Source organism: Parafrankia sp. FMc2 (genome assembly GCF_041008525.1).
GTDB lineage: Bacteria > Actinomycetota > Actinomycetes > Frankiales > Frankiaceae > Parafrankia.
Map to the genome: position 1 here is coordinate 49,273 of NZ_JBFLUG010000006.1, position 18,562 is coordinate 67,834.

The window sequence follows — 18,562 nt, forward strand, 5'->3', positions numbered from 1 at the left end:
GTGCTTGTCTGCCCGGACCCCCTCGCCCCGATCGGTGTTACCGGGACGTCACTGTGACAGAAGGGACCGTCATGGTCGAGTGGTTGCCCACCGCCGCAGTGCGGCCCTGGGCCGCGCGTCGGTGATCTCGTCGACGGACCGGAAACAGGGCCGGCCCGCCTGCGGCACACCCTCCCTCATCGACGTTCCCCGTTGTTCACCCGGTGTGCTGTTCATTCGCGTCACTGCCATCGTCGAGGTCCTTCGGCGGCGGCACCGCAGGAGCGGCACCGCTGTTTGCCCGGCCCGTCGGCCGCCGTGTGCGCGGGCCGGAATCGGACAGCGTGTCGACCGTACCGCTTCGCCGGGAGCGTGTTGCCGGGTCACGGGACCTTCGTCGCAGCCCGGAAGGCGGGTTCGCGGGCGGGTGCGACCCACCGCCGTACTGCCCCTGAATTCCGCGAGAACGCAGCTCGGAGCACCCGTCGACCGGTTTTCGGTGCCCCCGCGGACGGCTGTGGCACGGTGCCGCCGGGGAGCCGTTCGTCCCCGGCACCCGATCCGGAGGACCGGCACGATCAGGTGATCATGGCCGCTGGCCCGCCACGCGGGCTACCCCGAGGCCACGCTTCCGGCTCCGCCTGTGCCTGGGCCGTGCCTGGGCCTGGGTCGTGCGGCCTCGTTCTGCCATGGCCGCATGGAGCTGGCCGGCGTGGAGCTGGCCGCCGTGGAGCCGGGCGGCCGGGCGGCCGCGTGCGGCGTCGCGCCATCCGGCCCGGGCCTTTGTCGGCCGGGCGGTCAGGTCACCGCGAACCCAACCAGTGATCTACCGGGCCGGGGGCCTGCTCGTCGGGGGGCGGGTGCGGTGACGAGAACGCGCGTGAAGGCCGGTTGCCCGTGGTGGACGGGTGCTGGGCGGGCGCGTGGCGCGGCGGGCAGGTAGCGGTCATGTTTTTGGTTCGCGTGTGAATAGTGGGTGTGCGGAGTTCTTCGGTGGACCGTGCGCGGGCCGGTGGGCGGCACCCGGGTGTGGCGGTCGAATGTCGTTTGCACATGGCCTCCGGTCGGATGCACGTGCACACGCGCGTGCTGTATCGTGAGCCGAAGTCCGTGCAAGCGCACGAGCCCACCCCTGGGAGGGAGGTTGGACGAGGTCTCTCGTCGGCCGAGCCCCAGTGCGGCGGGTGGTTTCGTAGCTGCGGACGAGCCGTGAGCGGCCAGGGTGGAAGGGGTCCAGCCCGCGGCAGCGAACGCCTGGCTCCGGACGTAAAGAAACTTCAGGAGACCAACCTTGTCCAAGATCTACAGTGGTATGCCGGCCACGGCCCTGCAATGGGTCACGTGGCAGAAGAGCCGGCGGAGCAACTCACAGGGCAACTGCGTCGAGATGGCGCGACTGCCGGGTGACGCGGTGGCCGTCCGGAACTCCAGGCATCCCGACGGGCCCGCCCTCGTCTACACGCGGGCCGAGATTGAGGCGCTGATCCTGGGCGCGAAGGACGGGGATTTCGACAACCTGCTCATCTGACAGGGAACGGTCTGACCGCCCCGCCATCAGATGGCGCGGTCCCCGAGGGGGCCGCATGCAGTCACAGCTCGGCGCTTTCGCCGGGCACATCGCACCAACGCCGACGAGCGGGTTACCGGATCGCACCGGGCCAGCCGACTGTTCGGCGCTACGACGAGGTCCCGCTGACGTCCAGCTGGGCTCGATGTAGTCCGACCCGCTTCGGGTCGTGGCCGGACAGCGGCGTCCGGTCCCGGCCTTTGCCAGGGGAGCCCGGCGTAGTGCCAGGCGCCTTGTCCGCCTGTACCCGGCACGGCTCTCCGGAGCCGGTGGGCCCTGTCTGGAGGTTGATGGTGTGAACCGGCACTCCGGCATGCTGGCAGATTCCTGCCAGAGTGCGCCGCCCCGCTCGTGGAAGGTGAGCCCGGCGCCCGCACCGCACCGAACCGACCTCGACCGCCCGGGGCTGACGCGAGCGCTGCCACGCCCTGCACGCGCACCGGAGAGCCGCATGACGACGCCGACCGAGACCCCGGATCGGATCTTCACCTCCGGTGATCTTCCGCTCCTGTCGCTGCCGAGGGCCGACGGGTTGATCATCTGCCGGTGGCTTCCCGACTCCGCGGTGGTGGGCGCGTGGTCCGCCGGCGGCGTCGACACCGTCCTCGAGCGCCGCCGGGCGCAGGTGGGCTTCGAGCTGGTGGAGCCGAGCTGGCTGGCCCGTGCCGCCGCGGACCGGGTGCGCGGCCCCGGTGTGGACGCCGTTGTCATGCACGCGCAGAGCGGCCTGCCCGGACGCAGCGCCCTGGCGCTCGCATTCGCGTCCCATCTCCGTGCTGTCCTGCTGCAGGCCGGGCAGCCCGGGTATGTCATCACCGCCGGCGCCCGCCCCGACCTGACCGGCCTGCCCGGGCTCGTGCGCGTCCCGCATCTGGTCACGGTCACCGATGCCACCGGCGCGATCGCGGACACGGTCGTCTGGGAGGTCATGACCGAGGCGCGGTTCGACGCCTGGCTGGACGGCGCGCCCCGGCCGGACCAGCCTGCGATCGAAGCCCACCTGCCGGGCCTGCTGCGCCTGCGCGGTCTGCACCGCGCCGGCCGCCTCGACCCGCGGTACTCCGCGGCGCTGCTGGACGTGATCGACGGGATCGCCGAGGGAACAGTGTCGACCAGCCTCATCCATCGCTTTCCGGGGGTGGCCCTGCCGCTGGCCGCGGCTACCGCGGCCGCGTGAGCCCTTCCGGGCCCGCCCGGTCCCGGTAGCCGGTCCGGACCATGTGTGACGATCCCGCGGGCGCATCCCATTGCGTCCGGCGGTTCAGGGGTGCAAACATGTACCAGCTGCCCGGGGATCCCCCCGTACCCCGGGCGGCCTTTTCATGTCGGCCTCGTGTTCACGCCGGTGCCAGACCGGCCCGTCTGCTGTCCTGCCCGGCGGGGAAGGCCAGGGCCGGCAGGTCGGGGACAAGGCGGTCGGGGATGTGGACGAACGCTGGCGTACCCGGCTCCGACCCGCCCGCCCGGATCTGCCCGACGGCCCGCGCCAGCGCCTCCTCGACGAGGTCCGCCAAGCCGCCGCTCATCCCCGGAACGGCGTAGATCGCCCGCGGGAACCGCCGCAGCAGGTCGGCGGCCGCGGTGGTCATCGACGTGGTCCCCTGGTAGACCCGTTCGACCCGCACGGCGGCGCATGAGCCGTCCGCCAGCTGCGCGACGCCATCCGGGACGCACGCACCGGCGCTGACCGCGGCGCGGTTCTCCGCGCGCCACCGGTGAGCGCTGGTCCAGCCGACCACCGGTGAACCCGCGGCCTGCGGCTGGTGTTCCAGCAGCAGGCGGGTGCGGGCCGTCTCAGCCGCGTGCACCGCGGCGGTCACCGGCGCCACGGCGGCGCGGTCGACCTCGCCGACCAGGCGTGCGCCGTCCTCGGTGAGCCGCACGATGCGGCCCCGGTTGGCGAACAGGCCGTCCGCCTGGACGAGATCGGCCTGCCGCCAGCGCCGCACGACCGCCCGAGCCGCGTCACGGGATGTCCGCATGGCGGGGTCGAGCACGACAGCCAGGTCGTCCTCGTAGGCGGAGCCCATCTCCAACAGCCAGCTCAGACACCGGAAGTCCCGTGCGTTGATCCGGATGCACCCTTTGTCTGATCGTTCCTTCCGGCTCTGCTGTCCCATCGGTGTGCCTTCCCTCGGCGCCGTGCCGGCGCCGCCGCGATGTCGTTGTCCGGGGCGCCGGCGAACACGCCCGGTGCATCGGACATTGTGCGGCCGCTCAGGGCTTGCTGAACGCCCCCGGTGACCGCGATCGGGACCGGCCGGACAATGCGGGGGTCCTTCCGCAGACCGAGAGCCGGGATATTTACACGATATCGATGATTATCGGGGCGTCACCCGGTCGCCGCCGGGCATCATGCGGACCGGGCACGGGACCCGGCCGCACCGCGGGTGCGTGACTCGACCGAACTCCCACACATCCGGTTCCGGTAGGCCGCGGTGTGGATGAGCTCAGCGCGGAGATGTTCTCGAGGTGCCCGATTGTGCCAAAGGAACGATCGCTGTCAAGTGGCCGAAGCGGCGCGGGACCTTCCGGGCCTACCGGTCAGTGGCCGGGACGCGGAGGCCGGCCACCACTACGGTTCCGGCCATGCCGTCAGTCGTGACACTGCCCACGTGGACCGAAACGTCGAAATACCTCTCCCTGACCACCTTCCGCAAGGACGGACGCCCCGTCTCGACGCCGGTGTGGTTCGTGGTGAACGAAGCGGAACTTCTGATACTTACTGACGAGAGGAGCGGGAAGGTCCGCCGGCTGCGGAACTCGCCGCGCGCGACAGTCGCCCCCTGCGACGCCAGGGGACGGTCGTCGGAAAGCCCCATCGAGGTGATGGCGGAGGTGCTACCGGAACGTACCGGTGCCGCGCGGGCCATGGTGAACCGCCGGTACCGGGTCGCCGCGCCGCTGGTCGCCGCCGCGTCCCGGGCGATGCGTGCGGTGCGCCGGCGACCGGAGGAGAGCCGGACCGCGATCAGGATCACGATGCCCGGCTGGTAGCCGCGGTCAGAACCCTCCACCGAAGATCGCCTCTGTCCGCAGCCGCTGGCCGACCGTCCCGTCCACGATCTTGCGACGGACGGCGGGCCTGGGGTCGCGGCTTCCGACTCCGGTGACGCCCAGCCCGGCTGCCAGCTCACGCAGGGCCACCACGGTGAACGGGCCCAGGCCGTCGAGGATCTGCTCGGCGGCCCCGCGGCTCGGCGCCGCGCGCAGCGAACGGCGCAGTTCCTCCAGCGCAGGCCCGGACGGCAGTTCGGGTCGGCTCCGGCCCGGGCCCCGCTCCGCCGCACGTGAGCGGCGGCGGACCCCGGTGGCGAGCCCGCCGGCGGAGCCCGCCGGCGGCTGGGCTCGGGCTGTGCCGGTGGGAGGAGGCAGCGCTGGGCGGACCGGGTCCGCCGGCACCGGATCATGCTCCGGCCGGGCGGATCCTGCTGGTCCGCCGGGCGTCCCAGGCACCACCGCGAGGCGGGCCCGACCCTCCAGGAGGTCGGTGACCTGCTGGGTGTCGAGACCGGTGAGCAGCTCGGCGAGGGCACCCAGAAGCAGGGACGCGGCGGCCGCCGGGCTGGCCGCGCCCTCGGCCGGCGCCTGGGCCGGCGGCGTGTCGCCCGGCTCCCCGGTGGCGTGGACGGCGCGCACGGAGGCCTCAGTACCCACGGTTCGCCGCCCCGATCCGGCGGAGGAACTCGTCCACGAGTGCGCGCAGCTCCAGCGCGAGGGATCGTGGAATGCGCTCGGAAAGGACCACCGGAAGGCGGGTGCCGGCCGCGCCGGCGAAGTAGGTGTTGCTCTCCCGGACCATTGCCTCGAAAACCGGTACGTCGAGGTTGCGGACCAGGTCGATGTGCGGCTGCATGGCCGCGATCGGCCGGCCGCCGTAGTACTGGACCATGGTGAAGACGATGCCCAGGATCCGTGGGTCGAGTCGTTTGATCTCGGGGTGGCGGTCCGACTGCAGCCCGGCGATCCGGTTGTACTCCCAGGTGAAGCGGTGCAGGCGGCTGAGTAGATGCTCGATGCCCAGCGTCGACAGCTCGTCCGGCCGGGCCGGGATCAGCAGGTGGTCGCAGGCCGCGATCGCGGTGCGGGTGATGACGCCGAAATTGGGCGGGCAGTCGATGAGAACCAGGTCGTAGTCCTGCGGGTGCAGCGTCGCGAGGCCGGCGGTGATCCGCTGGTAGACGTCGAAGTAGTACCGGGTCGACCGCTGGACGTGAGCTCCGCCCAGGCGCGCCGCCAGGTTCATCTCGACGTCCCCGAGGGAGAGGTGCGACGCGACCAGCCCGAGTGCGCCGCCGTTGTACGAAATGGAGGAGTTGACGACCGGGGGAGAGGTGATGAACGGCGACAGGTGCGGCACGTAGGACTCTCCGCGCCAGGCCTCGAACCACTCCTTGACGGTCCGGTCGTCGGCGAGATTCGCCCGCCACTCGTCAGGCCGGTAGAACGAGAAGGTCAGGCTCGCCTGCGGATCCAGATCGATCATCAGGACGCGTTTTCCCAGGCGGGCGATGTCCGCGCCGATGTTCGCGGTGAGTGTCGTCTTTCCTACCCCACCCTTGTAATTGACGACTGCCACCACTTTCACGGCACCCTCGCTCCTGTACCCCGGCCGGCGCTGGTAAGAGGTAACCACATGCCGGTTCGCGGGGATTCGCTCGGCATGCTGCGAGGCCGCGTCGCGGGGCCGGCCAGGTGGGCCGGGAAGGGCCGACCGCGGGTACGAGACGGGTGGACGCGATCCGGCTCCGGCATCCCGCTCCCTTCCGCTCCGTGACGACGCCCGAGGATCCGGTCATATCGTGCATATCGGCCTGAACAGGAGAAATTATGGCGCAGCCTGCGGGTCTGTGTACCGGTAGCCCGACCGGGCGGCGAGCTCCGGGAGGGCGCCGTCACGGAGCGCAGCGATGATCCGGTCGGTGTGATCCGAGGTTGCCCGAGGTTGCCCGGGGTCTCGGGCGGGTGGTCCGAGGGGCGCGACATTATGGGACGTACCGGCATCTGCCGGCGACCCGCATCGGCGCGGCACCAGGGAGCACCCATGTCCGACCTGTCCGTTGATCTGAACGCCGACCCGGCCACGCTGGTCGACCAGCTGGGCTCGCTGTCGGAGCCCCAGACGGAGGAGTTGCTGCACGGCCCCGGCGGGGACGCCGTCCTCGACGCGCTGTTCGCCCGGATGCGGGACAGCTACGAGCCCGCGAAGGCCAAGGGCGTTGACGGCGAGGCGCAGGCTCTGGTCCAGTTCGTGCTCGGCGGCGGCCCGGGCGGGGCGACCCGCACGTATGTGCTGACCGTGCGGGGTGCGGAGTGCGGCCTGGGCATCGATCCGCCCGGTGAGCTCGCCCCGGCCGGCGGGCACACCGTCACCATCCGGACGGACCGCGTCCGCCTGGTCCGGATCGTCACCGGGCAGGCCAACCCCGCCAAGGCCTATCTCACCCGCAAGATCAAGATTGACGGCGACCTGAAGTTCGGCGGGCAGGTCGTGTCGTGGTTCGGGGTCTCCACCGACAACTGATCGGTACCCGGGTGCACACCGAGACCGAGAATCCGCGCACCCTGGGTTGCATTTGTGTACTGACCGTAGATGGAGCGAACGTACTTCGTCGCGCGCGCTGTTGCGTGGGAATCACTGTTGCCCGAGGTGTTGCCAAGACTTCCCGCGCGCGCAACCATCTATCACCGTGACCTGTGACGATGTATTGCAAGTGGCCGACCCGGTCGAACGGGCGGCACTCGCCGACGCCCTGATGTGGACGGCGAGCCGGCAGCGTTCCGCGTTTCGCGGTATCAGGGCGGCCGCGATCAGACAGGCGCTCGACGGCGGTTCCACCGCCGACGAGCTGGCTCGCCGGATGCGGGTCACCGAGGCGGATGTGGCCTGGATGGCGGATCATCCGGTCGCGACCCTGCGGGCCGCGTCGGTGACGTCCCGGCGAGCAGTGCGCATCGCCTGAGCGGGGCAGACTCCTTGGCGTGAGGGAAGTCCGTCCGGTCAACGGCGACCGGGCACACCTCCGCCCGCCGACCGTGCTGCGACGCATGGATCCGCTGCCGGGCTCCCGTCGCCCCGTTTTCCCTTCCCTCGTTCCCCCACCTGAATCCGGGTCTGTGCCCGCTGTTGGATCTCCGGTCGTCGTGGTGTCGTTTCCCCCGCCAGAGCCCAGCCCCCGCTGAATCTCGCCGCATTCGGTTGCTCCGACCTCCGCAGGCCTTCGCTTCCGTGCCCGCGGGCTGTGATCCATCATCTTTTCCACCGAGTGCCGAAGGTCGCATCACATCCGCATTACGTCCGTTTTGTGCGGTCGAGCCGACGCCGATGCCGATGCTCGCTCGCGTCCGCTCGCGTTGGCGCGGACCCGATGTTTGACCTCACGTGAGGTTCAGGTCCTACGGTCGGTGCCCGTGCCCGGCCACGCGGACCGGAGGGAACGGCCACCGCGGCGCCGCGGCGGCCGGCGACCACGCGGGCGCCCCGGAACTGTCGCAGGGGCGTGCTTCCATGCGTGCGACGGCGCGGAACTCAGCCCGGACAAGGTGGTGGAGCGATGAGCACGGTGGTGGCGCCATGAGCATGGAGTTCGCGGCCTGGAACTCGTTGTACTCGGTGATGCACTCCCGGCAGGAACGGCGGCCCTTCTCGCGCGCCACCGTCCGCCGGATTGCCGGGTTCGCCCGGCCGCACCGCCGCTGGCTGTTCCTGTTCCTCGGTACCAGCGTCGCGGGCGCCGTCCTGGCGGTCGCCACCCCGGTCCTCGCCGGCCGGGTCGTGACGGCGATCGTCGACGGAGACCGGCCGCGCACCGTCGTGGTCCTCGCCGTCCTCATCGCCGCGATCGCGGTGGTCGAGGGCGCGCTGGGCATCCTGAACCGGTGGCTGTCCGCCTCCATTGGCGAGGGCCTCATCCTCGATCTGCGCCGATCGGTCTTCGACCACGTCCAGCGCATGCCGGTCGCCTTCTTCACCCGCACGCGCACCGGGGCGCTGGTGAGCCGGCTGAACAACGACGTCATCGGGGCGCAGCGCGCCTTCAGCGACACCCTGTCCGGGGTCGTCGGCAACCTGGTGTCGCTCCTGCTCACCGTCGTGGTGATGGTCAGCCTGTCGTGGCAGATCACGCTGCTCGCGCTGCTCCTGCTGCCGGTCTTCGTCCTGCCCGCGCGGCGGATGGGCTCCCGGCTCGCGCAGCTCGAGCTGGAGGCCGCCAACCACAACGCGGCGATGGGCTCGCGGATGACGGAGCGCTTCTCCGCCCCGGGCGCCACGCTGGTCAAGCTGTTCGGCCGGCCAGCGGAGGAGTCCGCCCAGTTCGCCCGCCGGGCGCGCCGGGTGCGCGACATCGGCGTGCGTACCGCCATGCTGCAGTGGATCTTCGTGACGGCGCTGACGCTCGTCTCGTCCCTGGCGCTGGCGCTCGTCTACGGGCTCGGCGGCTACCGCGCGCTGCGCGGCGACCTGGAGCCGGGCGCGGTCGTCGCCCTCGCCCTGCTGCTCACCCGGCTCTACGCACCGCTCACCGCGCTCGCCAACGCCCGGGTCGAGGTCATGAGCGCCCTCGTCAGCTTCGAGCGGGTCTTCGAGATCCTCGACCTGAAACCACTCATCGTCGAGCGGCCGGGCGCCCGGCCGGTGCCCGACGGCCCCGTCTCGGTGGAGTTCGACCAGGTCACCTTCGCCTACCCGGCGGCCGACGCCGTCTCCCTCGCCTCGCTGGAGGAGGTCGCGGTCCTCGACGAGCGCGGCGGCGACGAGGTGCTCCACGAGGTGTCGCTGCGCGCCGAGCCCGGCCAGATGGTCGCGCTCGTCGGTTCGTCCGGTGCCGGGAAGTCGACGATCGCGCAGCTCATCCCACGGCTGTACGACGTCGGATCGGGCGCGGTGCGGCTGGCCGGCGTCGACGTGCGCGACCTCACCGCCGACTCGCTGCGCGGCACCGTCGGCATGGTCACCCAGGACGACCATCTCTTCCACGACACCGTGCGGGCGAACCTCGCGCTCGCCCGGCCCGACGCCGCCGACGACGAGCTGTGGGAGGCCCTGCGCGGCGCGCGGCTGGCGGACCTCGTCGAGCAGCTCCCGGACGGTCTGGACACGGTGGTCGGGGAGCGCGGCTACCGCCTCTCCGGTGGGGAGCGACAGCGTCTGACGATCGCCCGGCTGTTGCTCGCCCGGCCGCGGGTGGTGATCCTCGACGAGGCCACCGCCCATCTGGACTCGACCTCCGAGGCCGTGGTGCAGGAGGCGCTCGGCGCGGCGCTGGCCGGCCGCACCTCGGTCGTGATCGCGCACCGGCTCTCCACCGTGCGGTCCGCCGACGTGATCCTCGTGATCGAGGGCGGCCGGATCGTCGAGCGGGGCAGCCACACCGAGCTGCTGGCCGCCGGCGGGCGGTACGCCGAGCTCTACCGCACCCAGTTCGAGCAGCGGGACCCGGCAGCCCACCGGCTGCCCGAACAGCCGGGGACCGGCCAGCCCGGCCCGGACGCCACCCTGGTCGGTGCTGGCTGACCGCGGCGACCGGCGGAAGCAGGTCACCGCGGTCAGCCAGCACCCCGTGAACCGAGGGCTGACCGGCGCCTGAGCGCCGGTCAGCCCCCGGACCGCGGTGGTCAGCGGGCGGGCAGTGCCTTCGACCAGAGGATCCCGCCGGTCGCGTCACGCAGCTCCACCGTGAGAGCCCGAGACCCGCCGTCGATCGCCAGCCGGCCGAAGAACTGCAGCCCGGCCGACGGCGGCAGGTTCGACTGGCCGGCCGGAGGCGTCCGGGCGTAGACCTGCTCGGGTCCGAAGGTCGGGTCGAGCGCGTTCGGGCCGAAGGTCCCGGCGTTCAGCGGCCCGGCGACGAACTCCCAGAACGGGTCGAAGTCGCGGATCGCGGCCCGGTCCGGGTGATAGCTCAGCGCCGCCGTGTAGTGGACGTCCGCCGTCACCCAGACGGTGTTGCGGACCCGGTGCCGGCGGATCGCCGACAGCACCTGCGCGATCTCCACCTCGCGGCCCAGCGGTGCGCCCGGCGCGCCCTGCGCGACACCCTCGACAGCGGTCCCGTCCGGGACGACGATGCCGATCGGCAGGTCGTTCGCGATCACCTTCCAGGTGGCCCGGCTGTTGCGCAGCCCGTCGATCAGCCAGTCCCGCTGGCGGGTGCCGAGGATCGCGGCGCCGGCCGGGTCGTTCTGGCCCACCGCGTTGTCGTTCTTGTAGGAGCGCATGTCCAGGACGAAGACGTCCAGCAGCGGGCCGTAGGAGATCTTCCGGTAGAGCCGGCCGGCCGGGTCGGGGCGGCCCGGCAGCGTCGGGGTGTACTCGAACAGCGCCTGCCGGGCGCGGGCGGAGAGCACGTCGACACGCTTCTCGGTGTAGCGGGTGTCGGACGTGAGGACCTCGCCCGGGTACCAGTTGTTCGTGGTCTCGTGGTCGTCCCACTGGAAGACCCAGGGCACCTCGCGGTTGAACGCGCGCAGGTTCGTGTCCATCAGGTTGTAGCGGAAGTTCCCACGGAACTCGGCGAGCGTCTCGGCGACCTTGCGCTTCTCGTCGATCACGAGGTTGCGCCACACCGTGCCATCCGGCAGGGTGACCGTCTCGGTCAGCGGGCCGTCGGAGTACACGAAGTCACCCGAGCAGATCGCGAAGTCCGGCGACAGGCGGCGCATCGTCTCGAAGATCTTCATGCCGCCGATGTCCGGGTTAATGCCCCAGCCCTGGCCGCAGACGTCGCCGGACCACACCAGAGACACGTCGCGGGCCCGTGACGGAGCGGTCCGGAACCGGCCGACCAGCGTCTCGCCGCCGCGGCGCGGGTCGTCCGCCCCGCTCAGCCGCACTCGGTAGAAGACCTCGCTGCCCGCGGGCAGCCCGTTCACGGCGACGACACCCGTGCGGTCGGACGCGTCGGTGAGCCGCGCGACGCCGACCGTGCGCGCCGAGCGGAACGACTCGGTGCCCGACACCTCGACGGTCATCAGCGCCGGCCGGTCCGAGCGGGCCCAGATCACGCCACCGCGAGTGGTGACGTCACCGGCCTGCACCCCCGAGGTGAACGTCGGCCGCCCACCCAGCACCTGCCCGGGCCGGGCCGCAGCGGCGGTCCCACCCCCGGCGGCGGCCGCCACGCCGATTCCGCTGCCCAGGCCGACCGTCCCCGCGGCCGCGAGAACGGCGCCGCCGCGAAGCAGCGTGCGCCGCCCGACCGAGGCGGCTCCGCCAGCTGCTCCCGGGTCGGTGCCCGCGTCGGTCTGGTGATCAGGTGCGGTCATGGAGAGTCCCCTTCTCGGAGCCGCACCAGCACCGCGGACCGGCGTCCCGCCCGCCCCACCGGCGCCACCGCACCCGGTGCCGGCGACCCGCCCCGACACGCGTCCGCACCCGGGAGGGCCTCCGGTGGCGATCGCGGTGGCGGCGGTGCGCTGGCAGTGACAGGTGAATGGTCACAGTGCGGCGCGGTCGCGATGACGCGCGGTCGCGGTGGCCCCGGCACGGCGTCAGCGTCGTTGCCCCCAGCGGGAGCAAGCCTGACCACCAGGGCGAGCCGCCCGTCGACACCTGGCCGACGCCACGGTGAACGTTCCGGGACGGTCCGGTCCGGACCCCAGGTCAGCGGTCCGCCGGGGGTGGCCTCCGTCAACCGGCCAAGGGGAACACCGGGGGGACCAATGGCCAGGGCCACGCGGACCACCGGGTGGTCTCGTGCGGACACCCATAGCCTATGCTTTCCGCCCCAAGCGCATTTTTCGGTGCGATGCGCCGGGAGGAGGCTCGGGATTGAGCGGGCGATCGGGGGGGCCACGAGATCCGGAGCGGCGTTCCAGAACGCTCCCGTTTGATCTCCGCACCGGAGGCCGGCCGCAACGCAGCGCGTCATCCCAGCTCTACAGAGTCGCTCTGGCATTTCTGTCGGTTCTGGTCTTCGTCGTCACCGCGGGCGGCTGGGCGGTCCTCAAGTACGCCGACGGACGGTTCGGGCAGGTCACCCTCGACCTCGGCGACGACCGCCCCGAGGAGACCGAGGGCGCCACGAACTTCCTGCTCGTCGGCACCGACAGCCGCGCGGGCCTCGAAGGGCAACGCTCCGACACCACGATCCTCGCCCACTTCGGCGAGGACAAGACGGTGACCATGGTGTCGATTCCGCGCGACACCTACGTCACGATCCCGTCCTACACCGACGCCGACGGCCGCGAACACAAGGCGCACAAGGCGAAGTTCAACTCCGCGATCTCCGACGGCGGCCCGTCCCTGCTGGTCCGGACGATCGAGTCGCTCACCAACATGCGTATCGATCACTACGTGTCGATGGACCTCGCGGGGTTCAAAGAGATCACCGACGCCATCGGCGGCGTGGACGTCTGTGTCCTCCCGTCCGACTTCAAGGAGTACGTCGCCGAGAACGGGCGGAACAGCCGCAACACCAACGACCCCATGAGCGGCTTCGTCGGCGGCCCCGGGCAGGTGCACGTCAACGGCGAGCAGGCCCTGGCCTTCGTCCGCCAGCGCCATGGCCTGCCCGGCGGCGACATCGACCGCATCCACCGCCAGCAGCAGTTCATGGGCGCGGTCTTCCGCAAGGTCGTCGGCGGCGGCGTGCTGACCAACCCGTCCCAGCTCGAAGGCCTGCTGAGCACGGCGACGTCCGCGCTCACCCTTGACGACAACACCGACATCTTCGACCTGCGCAAGCTCGCGAGCCGGCTGCGGGGCATCGCCTCCGGCGGCGTCACCATGCAGGCCCTGCCGACCCACTCACCGGACCGCACCGAAGGCGGCAACGACCGCGGCGAGATCCTGATCGGCGGCCAGCGGGTGTCCGTGCAGCTCTACAACCCCGCCGACCTGGAACGCATCATCGCCCCGCTCGGCGGCTCCACCGGGGAGCCCGCCCGAGCCGGCGGAGGCGCGGACGCCACCGAGGTCGCGGTGCAGGTCTTCAACGGCAGCGGCATCTCCGGGCTGGCCGCCGACGCGGTCGACGAGCTCACCGCCAAGGGCTTCCGCGCCACCAACGCGGGTAACGCCTCCACCAGCAACTACGTGACATCCCGGGTCCGCTACGGCACCGGCCTGGAGGCCGCCGCCACCAGCCTGCAGGCCCTCGTGCCCGATGCCCGGCTCGAAAGCGACCCCGGCATCGACGGGCTCCAGCTCATCCTCGGGACGTCCTTCGACGGCCTCGCCGACGTCGCCGTCAGCGCCCCCACCGAGGCGGCCCCCGCCGCGACCGGCGACGACCCCGCCGCCGGCGCACCACCTGCCGCGACCGGACCAGGGTCCGCTCCGCCCTCAGCCCCGCCACCCGTCCCCAACTGCACCTTCTAGACGATCAGGACCTGTTGGCGAGGTGGCGCTGGAGGCTGGCGTGGCGGAACTCCCAGACCCCGCCGGCCTGGCGCAGGACACCGCGGTCGTGGGCCTGCGCGAGGAAGGTGACGAGACACAGCGGCTGCTCGCGGCGCGCGGCCAGCCAGAACCGTGCCACGGCCAGGCGCGACCAGGCCCACCCCCACGATTCCCCCGCACCGCCGACGAGACAGGCACCGAGCCCGGTCGCGAACCCGCCCACGAACACGAGTGTGCTGACCGGCCCGAGGCCGCCCAGTACCGCGCTCACGAGGCCATTCGCGACGGCGCTCACGCAGCCGAGCACCACCCCGCCCACGAGCCCGCTGTTCCGGTCATCGACCAGCAGCTGGTAGGGACCGGGGGCGGCGTGGACGTCCGGGTCACTGTCGAAGAAGGGCCTGGCGGTCAGCACGATCCCCAGCCCTCCCACCAGCCCGACCGCGACGCCTCCCAGGAGGCCTACCACCGGTCCCTTGATGATCCCGAACATGGTTCCGTGCACCAGTCCGCCGAAGAGCCCGGCCACGGCCACGATCACGAGGTCCTCGCGTCGGAGCGGCCGTAGGGTGATCCGGCTCGGCCGGGCGTTCCCCCGCCAGCCCACAAGCCCCGCGGCGATCGCGGCGGCGGCCCCGGCCACACCTCCGCTCGCCAGTCCGACGACAGGCGAGATCGCGATCCCGGCCGCGATCCCGGCCACCATCCCGACCACGAGCCCGTTCACCAGGCCGAGCGCGAGGGACAGGTAGGGGCGTGGGGTGGCGGCGGGCAGCTCCCACCAGGCGAGCCCGGTGGTGTGCAGTCGATGCTCAAGGTGCCGGGCGAGGAAGGTCAGGTAGCGGGTGGCCTGGTCGGCGTTCCAGCGAGTGGGCCGGTCGGGGTGCGGACGGTAGGCGCCGGCGACGAATCCGGCGAGCAGATGCTGCTCGACGGCCTCCGGGGTGGGCAGTGAGCACAGGTCCACAGGATGGGGGAGGTCGAAGGCGGATTCACGCGGGCGCGGGTTGTAGATCGTGGTGGCGAGACTGGCGGCCAGCGGGGTGACGAGCGCTCGGGAGACAGCGGAACCCGGGTCTGCCAGGGCGGCCAGGACCGGCGCCCACCTCGCGGGACCACCGGGGCCGGACCCGGCCCCGGCCAGCAGGTAGGCTCCGACCGCCGCCGGTGTGAGGCGCGTGAGCGCGACCGCGGCGGCGCCCTCGACGTGGACCGGCCGCCGGCCGGGAGAGGGATGCACGGCTGCCCTGAACTCGTCGGTGCGGCAGCTCAGGACCAGCCCGGTGGTGCTGCGCAGGCCGTCGTTGATCGCGGCGAGGGCCTGATCCCGGCAGCCCGCCCGGATCTCGTCCAGACCGTCCAGAACCGGCAGGATCAGACCGGCGTCGAGGAGCGCGCCGGCGCGCCTGCGGCCGGTGGCGGCGTCAGTGGCGGACAGATGCGGATACTCCCGCAGGATCTGGGCCTCCAGCCAGGCGTAGAGGCTACGGCCATCAGGGTCCCAGGAGGCCATCGGGACCAGCAGCGGTACCGGCTCACCGGTCGTCCGCCGGGCGAGAAGATCAAGGACGAGCCGCACCAGCAGGACGGTCTTCCCGGCCCCGGGCTCACCGAGTACGACCAGCCGCCCGCAGGGGCTGCGGTCGTAGGACGCGATCAGCGCACCGTGACCCGCGAGGTCGCCCGGCTCCCCGGCCGGGATCGCGGGGGCCGGCCCGCTCCGGCCGACCGTGGCCTGAGCTGTCAGTTCCTGCCAGGAGTGGACCAGATCGACGTCGGCGGGTTGCCAGAGGACGTCCAGCGGCGGCCGGCCGACCCCACGGCGGGTTGCCTCCCTGTCCCACTGGTCGCGGACCAGATCGGCAAGCCGATCGGCGACCTTCTCCACATCGAGATCCGTCGAACGGGTGGCCGCTCTGTCCGCCAGGAAGGCGGCGACGGCAGGCAGGATTCCGGCGGCAGCCAGAACCGCCACGGCCGTTCCCTGACCACCCGCCCAGGCGACCGCCCCGGCGGCCACGGCAGCGATACCGGCTCCCAACCAGACCGGGCTCGGAGCCCCGCGACGCCCCCCGCCGACGTTCATAGTGAGCAATCATGCACGTCACGCACACGGATGTGTGTGATGACGATGGCGCGGATCGGCCCGCCCTGCCCGCGATGTCGCAGTGCCCCCGATGTCGATGCGCAGTGCCCCCGGTATCTCAGCGCTCGCGGACTGGATACGTCTCGCTGTGAACCGGGCCGGTCATCCGGGGCGACGGTCGGGGGGATCGTCAGCCCGCCTCGTCCGCGGCGTGACTGGCCGCGCCACGCGGCACGCGCTGACGTGGGCTCAACGTGGCCCAGTTCTCGGCCCAGCCAGCCAGCGGCTCCACCACACCCAGCAGCCGCCGGCCATGACTGGTCAGCCGGTACTCACCGGCCTCATCCACCTCTACCAGCCCGGCCTCGCGCAGCTCACGCGTTCGCTGCGAGAGCTGCGACTCCGCGGCGCCGACTTTCGCGGCCAGCGCCCGGAATGACGACGACCCGCCGCGAAGGCACCAGAAGACCGCCAACGTGTGCCGGCGGGCAAGCAGGTCGACGAGGGCGGCGAGTGGCTCCGGCACAACGGACGGACCCGCCCAGCCCAGGCCAGACGGGCTACCCGCCCCACCGCCCGAGCGGGCGGTCGCCTGCCTGCCGGCTGCCCCGCCACCCGCGGAGCCGCGACGCTTCGCCGTGGTCAGTGCGCCCGCACCCCCACCCCGTTGGAGGTGTGCGCACCGTGCAGCGGCGAGTTCGACACCGTGCCGTGGCCGACGTCCGACGAGCCGCCCAGCACCGCCCGGGCCCGCTGCACGAGCGCACCGGCCTGCGCCGACACCACGCCGGCGACCGTCTGGACCTCGGGGCGCTCGCGTACCTCCCGCGCCTGTCGCATGATCGCGTCATAGTGCTCGCGGCCCGCGCGGGCACCGAGGACGTATCCGATGCCGAGGGCAATGACCACACTGGGCCTGATGCGCATGGTTCCTCCCGGGGGCAGGACCGGGCGGGCGCGGCCTCCACCGCTGGCGCTCCGGCGTCTTACTGGTTTGTTTACTACCCCACCGGCAACCTCCGCTGAACCTCAGGTAGGCTGACGACGTCAGACCGATCCGGGCTGCCGGCCATTGAGGCCTGGGTGGGCCCCCTGGGTTCTGCCTAGCGCCTGCGGTGCTGGGCGGGGTCGGATCCGGGCCTGGCAGCACAGAACGGTCCCGCGTAGCTCAATTGGCAGAGCAGCCGGCTGTTAACCGGCAGGTTAGAGGTTCGAGTCCTCTCGCGGGAGCACGTTTGCCCAGGTCAGGGGCCATCTCAGCAAAATCCTAAAGATCTTGAAACGAAGATCGTCCCAACTTTACCCCCATGATTCTTTGAGTTACCCCACGCGACCTGCCGGCGCCTGCGCGGTGGCAAGCTTCGACGGCGGACGCAGCCAAGCCGAGGTCGATGTGATGGATGTACCCCTGTTGGGCGGGTCGGTGAACACCGTCGTCCGCAGCGGCGACACGGTGCGCAGGCCCGTCCCGCCCCGCGGCGGCTTCGTGCACGAGCTCCTCGGGTTGCTGGCGCGGCGGGGCTGGGACGGTGCGCCGCGGTTTCTCGGTGTCGACGAGCGCGGCCGGGAGATCCTCAGCTTCCTGCCCGGACATGTTGCCTGGGAGCGCGAACAGCCTGTGTCCATCGCGTCCGATGAGAGCCTCGTCGGGGTCGTCGAGCTGGTTCGTCGATTTCACGATCTGACTGTGGGCACGTCGCTGGCCGGCGGCAGCGAGGTCGTGTGTCACAACGACCTGGCGCCGAAGAACACCGTCTACCGCGACCGCGGCGATGGGCTACGCCCTGTCGCCTTCCTCGACTGGGATCTGGCCTTCCCTGGGGAGCGGATCCACGACGTCGCCCATGTCTGCTGGCAGTTCCTCGGCCTTGGCCCCACGGTGACCGATACGGACGAGGCGGCGCGGAGGATCAGGCTGATCCGTGACGCCTACGGACTGCACCGGCATGCGCCACTGATCGAGACGATCCTGTGGTGGCAGGACCGCTGCTGGCGCGGCATTCAGGCAGGAGCCTTGACGGGAGACCCGGGGGCGGTGCGGCTGCGTGACGCCGGCGCCGTGGAGGACGTCCGTGCTGCCTGTCAGTGGGTGGCCGACAACCGCGGCCGACTCGGGCACCAAACTTGATCATCCGAGATTGATCGCGGCTGTTCCCGCTGTTCCCGCTGTTCCCGCATCCGACCGGTCCGCCCGGCGAGGAGTAGAAGACCATGGAACCTGAACCGCTGGCGATGCCGCCGTGAGAGGGCGCCACATGGTTAAGGGCCTGCCGCGTCGGCAGCAGCGGGCTGTGAAGCGTGCGTGGACCCGCGTTGTCGCCGACTGCGGTTGCCCGGACACGTACTACTGTCCGGCGAGCGACGCGATGGAGTGTCCGCGGCACAGCGGCTTCGACACATGCTGCGATCAGCAGGACGAGCACATCCCGGTCCTGCGCCGTCATCGACGGCTCTGGCGCGCCCGACGAATGCTGCGCGGTGAGCGCGCATGCCGATTTCCCGAGGGCGAATCCGCGACCGGGGAGGAGCCGTGAGGATTCGTAGCACTCTCGTGTGCGGAACAGCGCTGGTGTCCCTGGCCGGATGT

15 protein-coding genes and 1 tRNA gene are annotated in these 18,562 nt (G+C 71.7%); 9 read left to right on the forward strand and 7 right to left on the reverse strand.

The annotated features are described in order from the left end of the window. Window positions 1-1,270 precede the first annotated feature (1,270 nt). Together AB1460_RS03995 and AB1460_RS04000 are read left to right on the forward strand one after the other, a co-directional pair. Window positions 1,271-1,507: a DUF397 domain-containing protein gene (locus AB1460_RS03995; RefSeq protein ID WP_006545546.1), complete on the forward strand. Its 237-nt coding sequence runs from the start codon at window positions 1,271-1,273 to the stop codon at window positions 1,505-1,507. 490 nt (window positions 1,508-1,997) lie between these two features. Next, window positions 1,998-2,723: a hypothetical protein gene (locus tag AB1460_RS04000; protein ID WP_368959199.1), complete on the forward strand. Its 726-nt coding sequence runs from the start codon at window positions 1,998-2,000 to the stop codon at window positions 2,721-2,723. A 160-nt stretch (window positions 2,724-2,883) separates the two neighbouring features. Here AB1460_RS04000 and AB1460_RS04005 read toward each other — a convergent pair whose 3' ends face one another. After that, on the reverse strand, window positions 2,884-3,666 hold the full coding sequence (locus tag AB1460_RS04005) for a hypothetical protein (RefSeq protein ID WP_368959200.1): 783 nt from the start codon (window positions 3,664-3,666) through the stop codon (window positions 2,884-2,886). Between the two features lie 469 nt (window positions 3,667-4,135). Here AB1460_RS04005 and AB1460_RS04010 point away from each other — a divergent pair, with 469 nt between their 5' ends. Then, on the forward strand, window positions 4,136-4,543 hold the full coding sequence (locus AB1460_RS04010) for a PPOX class F420-dependent oxidoreductase (RefSeq protein WP_368959201.1): 408 nt from the start codon (window positions 4,136-4,138) through the stop codon (window positions 4,541-4,543). A 6-nt stretch (window positions 4,544-4,549) separates the two neighbouring features. On the opposite strand, the gene AB1460_RS04015 is transcribed toward AB1460_RS04010, so the two are convergent. Next, window positions 4,550-5,185, reverse strand: a complete 636-nt coding sequence (locus tag AB1460_RS04015; RefSeq protein WP_368959202.1) for an oxidoreductase — start codon at window positions 5,183-5,185, stop codon at window positions 4,550-4,552. 7 nt (window positions 5,186-5,192) lie between these two features. Continuing rightward, window positions 5,193-6,134 carry a ParA family protein gene (locus tag AB1460_RS04020; protein ID WP_368959204.1) on the reverse strand — a complete coding sequence of 314 codons (942 nt, stop codon included), beginning with the start codon at window positions 6,132-6,134 and terminating at the stop codon, window positions 5,193-5,195. A gap of 456 nt (window positions 6,135-6,590) precedes the next feature. On the opposite strand from AB1460_RS04020, the gene AB1460_RS04025 reads away from it, so the two are divergent. From AB1460_RS04025 to AB1460_RS04035, 3 genes are all read left to right on the forward strand, one after another. Further along, window positions 6,591-7,070: an SCP2 sterol-binding domain-containing protein gene (locus AB1460_RS04025; protein ID WP_368959205.1), complete on the forward strand. Its 480-nt coding sequence runs from the start codon at window positions 6,591-6,593 to the stop codon at window positions 7,068-7,070. A gap of 190 nt (window positions 7,071-7,260) precedes the next feature. After that, window positions 7,261-7,509, forward strand: coding sequence for a hypothetical protein (locus tag AB1460_RS04030; RefSeq protein WP_368959206.1), 249 nt, complete (start codon window positions 7,261-7,263; stop codon window positions 7,507-7,509). Window positions 7,510-8,120: 611 nt separating this feature from the next. Then, complete coding sequence (locus AB1460_RS04035) at window positions 8,121-10,061, forward strand: ABC transporter ATP-binding protein (protein WP_368959207.1); 1,941 nt, start codon at window positions 8,121-8,123, stop codon at window positions 10,059-10,061. Window positions 10,062-10,162: 101 nt separating this feature from the next. Here the strand turns inward: AB1460_RS04035 and AB1460_RS04040 are convergent, their stop codons facing one another. After that, window positions 10,163-11,812, reverse strand: a complete 1,650-nt coding sequence (locus tag AB1460_RS04040; RefSeq protein WP_368959209.1) for an alkaline phosphatase D family protein — start codon at window positions 11,810-11,812, stop codon at window positions 10,163-10,165. Window positions 11,813-12,317: 505 nt separating this feature from the next. Between AB1460_RS04040 and AB1460_RS04045 the strand changes: the two genes are divergently transcribed. Continuing rightward, entirely contained in the window at window positions 12,318-13,868 is a 1,551-nt protein-coding gene (locus AB1460_RS04045; RefSeq protein ID WP_368959210.1) for an LCP family protein, read from the forward strand. 4 nt (window positions 13,869-13,872) lie between these two features. Here AB1460_RS04045 and AB1460_RS04050 read toward each other — a convergent pair whose 3' ends face one another. The 3 genes from AB1460_RS04050 to AB1460_RS04060 all read right to left on the reverse strand — a co-directional run bounded on the left by AB1460_RS04050 (window position 13,873) and on the right by AB1460_RS04060 (window position 16,902). Further along, window positions 13,873-15,864, reverse strand: coding sequence for an NACHT domain-containing protein (locus AB1460_RS04050; protein ID WP_368959211.1), 1,992 nt, complete (start codon window positions 15,862-15,864; stop codon window positions 13,873-13,875). A 301-nt stretch (window positions 15,865-16,165) separates the two neighbouring features. Further along, on the reverse strand, window positions 16,166-16,501 hold the full coding sequence (locus tag AB1460_RS04055; protein ID WP_368959212.1) for a winged helix-turn-helix transcriptional regulator: 336 nt from the start codon (window positions 16,499-16,501) through the stop codon (window positions 16,166-16,168). A 116-nt stretch (window positions 16,502-16,617) separates the two neighbouring features. Continuing rightward, the gene (locus AB1460_RS04060; RefSeq protein WP_368959213.1) at window positions 16,618-16,902 is read right to left on the reverse strand and encodes a hypothetical protein; all 285 of its coding nucleotides are present in this window, start codon (window positions 16,900-16,902) and stop codon (window positions 16,618-16,620) included. Between the two features lie 230 nt (window positions 16,903-17,132). Here AB1460_RS04060 and AB1460_RS04065 point away from each other — a divergent pair. Continuing rightward, window positions 17,133-17,205 (forward strand) — tRNA-Asn (locus AB1460_RS04065). A gap of 166 nt (window positions 17,206-17,371) precedes the next feature. Continuing rightward, window positions 17,372-18,103 (forward strand): phosphotransferase, encoded by a 732-nt coding sequence (locus AB1460_RS04070; RefSeq protein WP_368959214.1) that lies wholly within the window; start codon window positions 17,372-17,374, stop codon window positions 18,101-18,103. Window positions 18,104-18,562: the final 459 nt, after the last annotated feature.

Bases quoted from the DNA above. Each gene is read 5' to 3' on its own strand.
- AB1460_RS04040 (WP_368959209.1), bottom strand. From the start codon at position 11,812: ATGACCGCACCTGATCACCAGACCGACGCGGGCACCGACCCGGGAGCA.
- AB1460_RS04035 (WP_368959207.1), top strand. From the start codon at position 8,121: ATGAGCATGGAGTTCGCGGCCTGGAACTCGTTGTACTCGGTGATGCAC.
- AB1460_RS04025 (WP_368959205.1), top strand. From the start codon at position 6,591: ATGTCCGACCTGTCCGTTGATCTGAACGCCGACCCGGCCACGCTGGTC.
- AB1460_RS04005 (WP_368959200.1), bottom strand. From the start codon at position 3,666: ATGGGACAGCAGAGCCGGAAGGAACGATCAGACAAAGGGTGCATCCGG.
- AB1460_RS04060 (WP_368959213.1), bottom strand. From the start codon at position 16,902: ATGCGCATCAGGCCCAGTGTGGTCATTGCCCTCGGCATCGGATACGTC.
- AB1460_RS04000 (WP_368959199.1), top strand. From the start codon at position 1,998: ATGACGACGCCGACCGAGACCCCGGATCGGATCTTCACCTCCGGTGAT.
- AB1460_RS04010 (WP_368959201.1), top strand. From the start codon at position 4,136: ATGCCGTCAGTCGTGACACTGCCCACGTGGACCGAAACGTCGAAATAC.
- AB1460_RS04070 (WP_368959214.1), top strand. From the start codon at position 17,372: ATGGATGTACCCCTGTTGGGCGGGTCGGTGAACACCGTCGTCCGCAGC.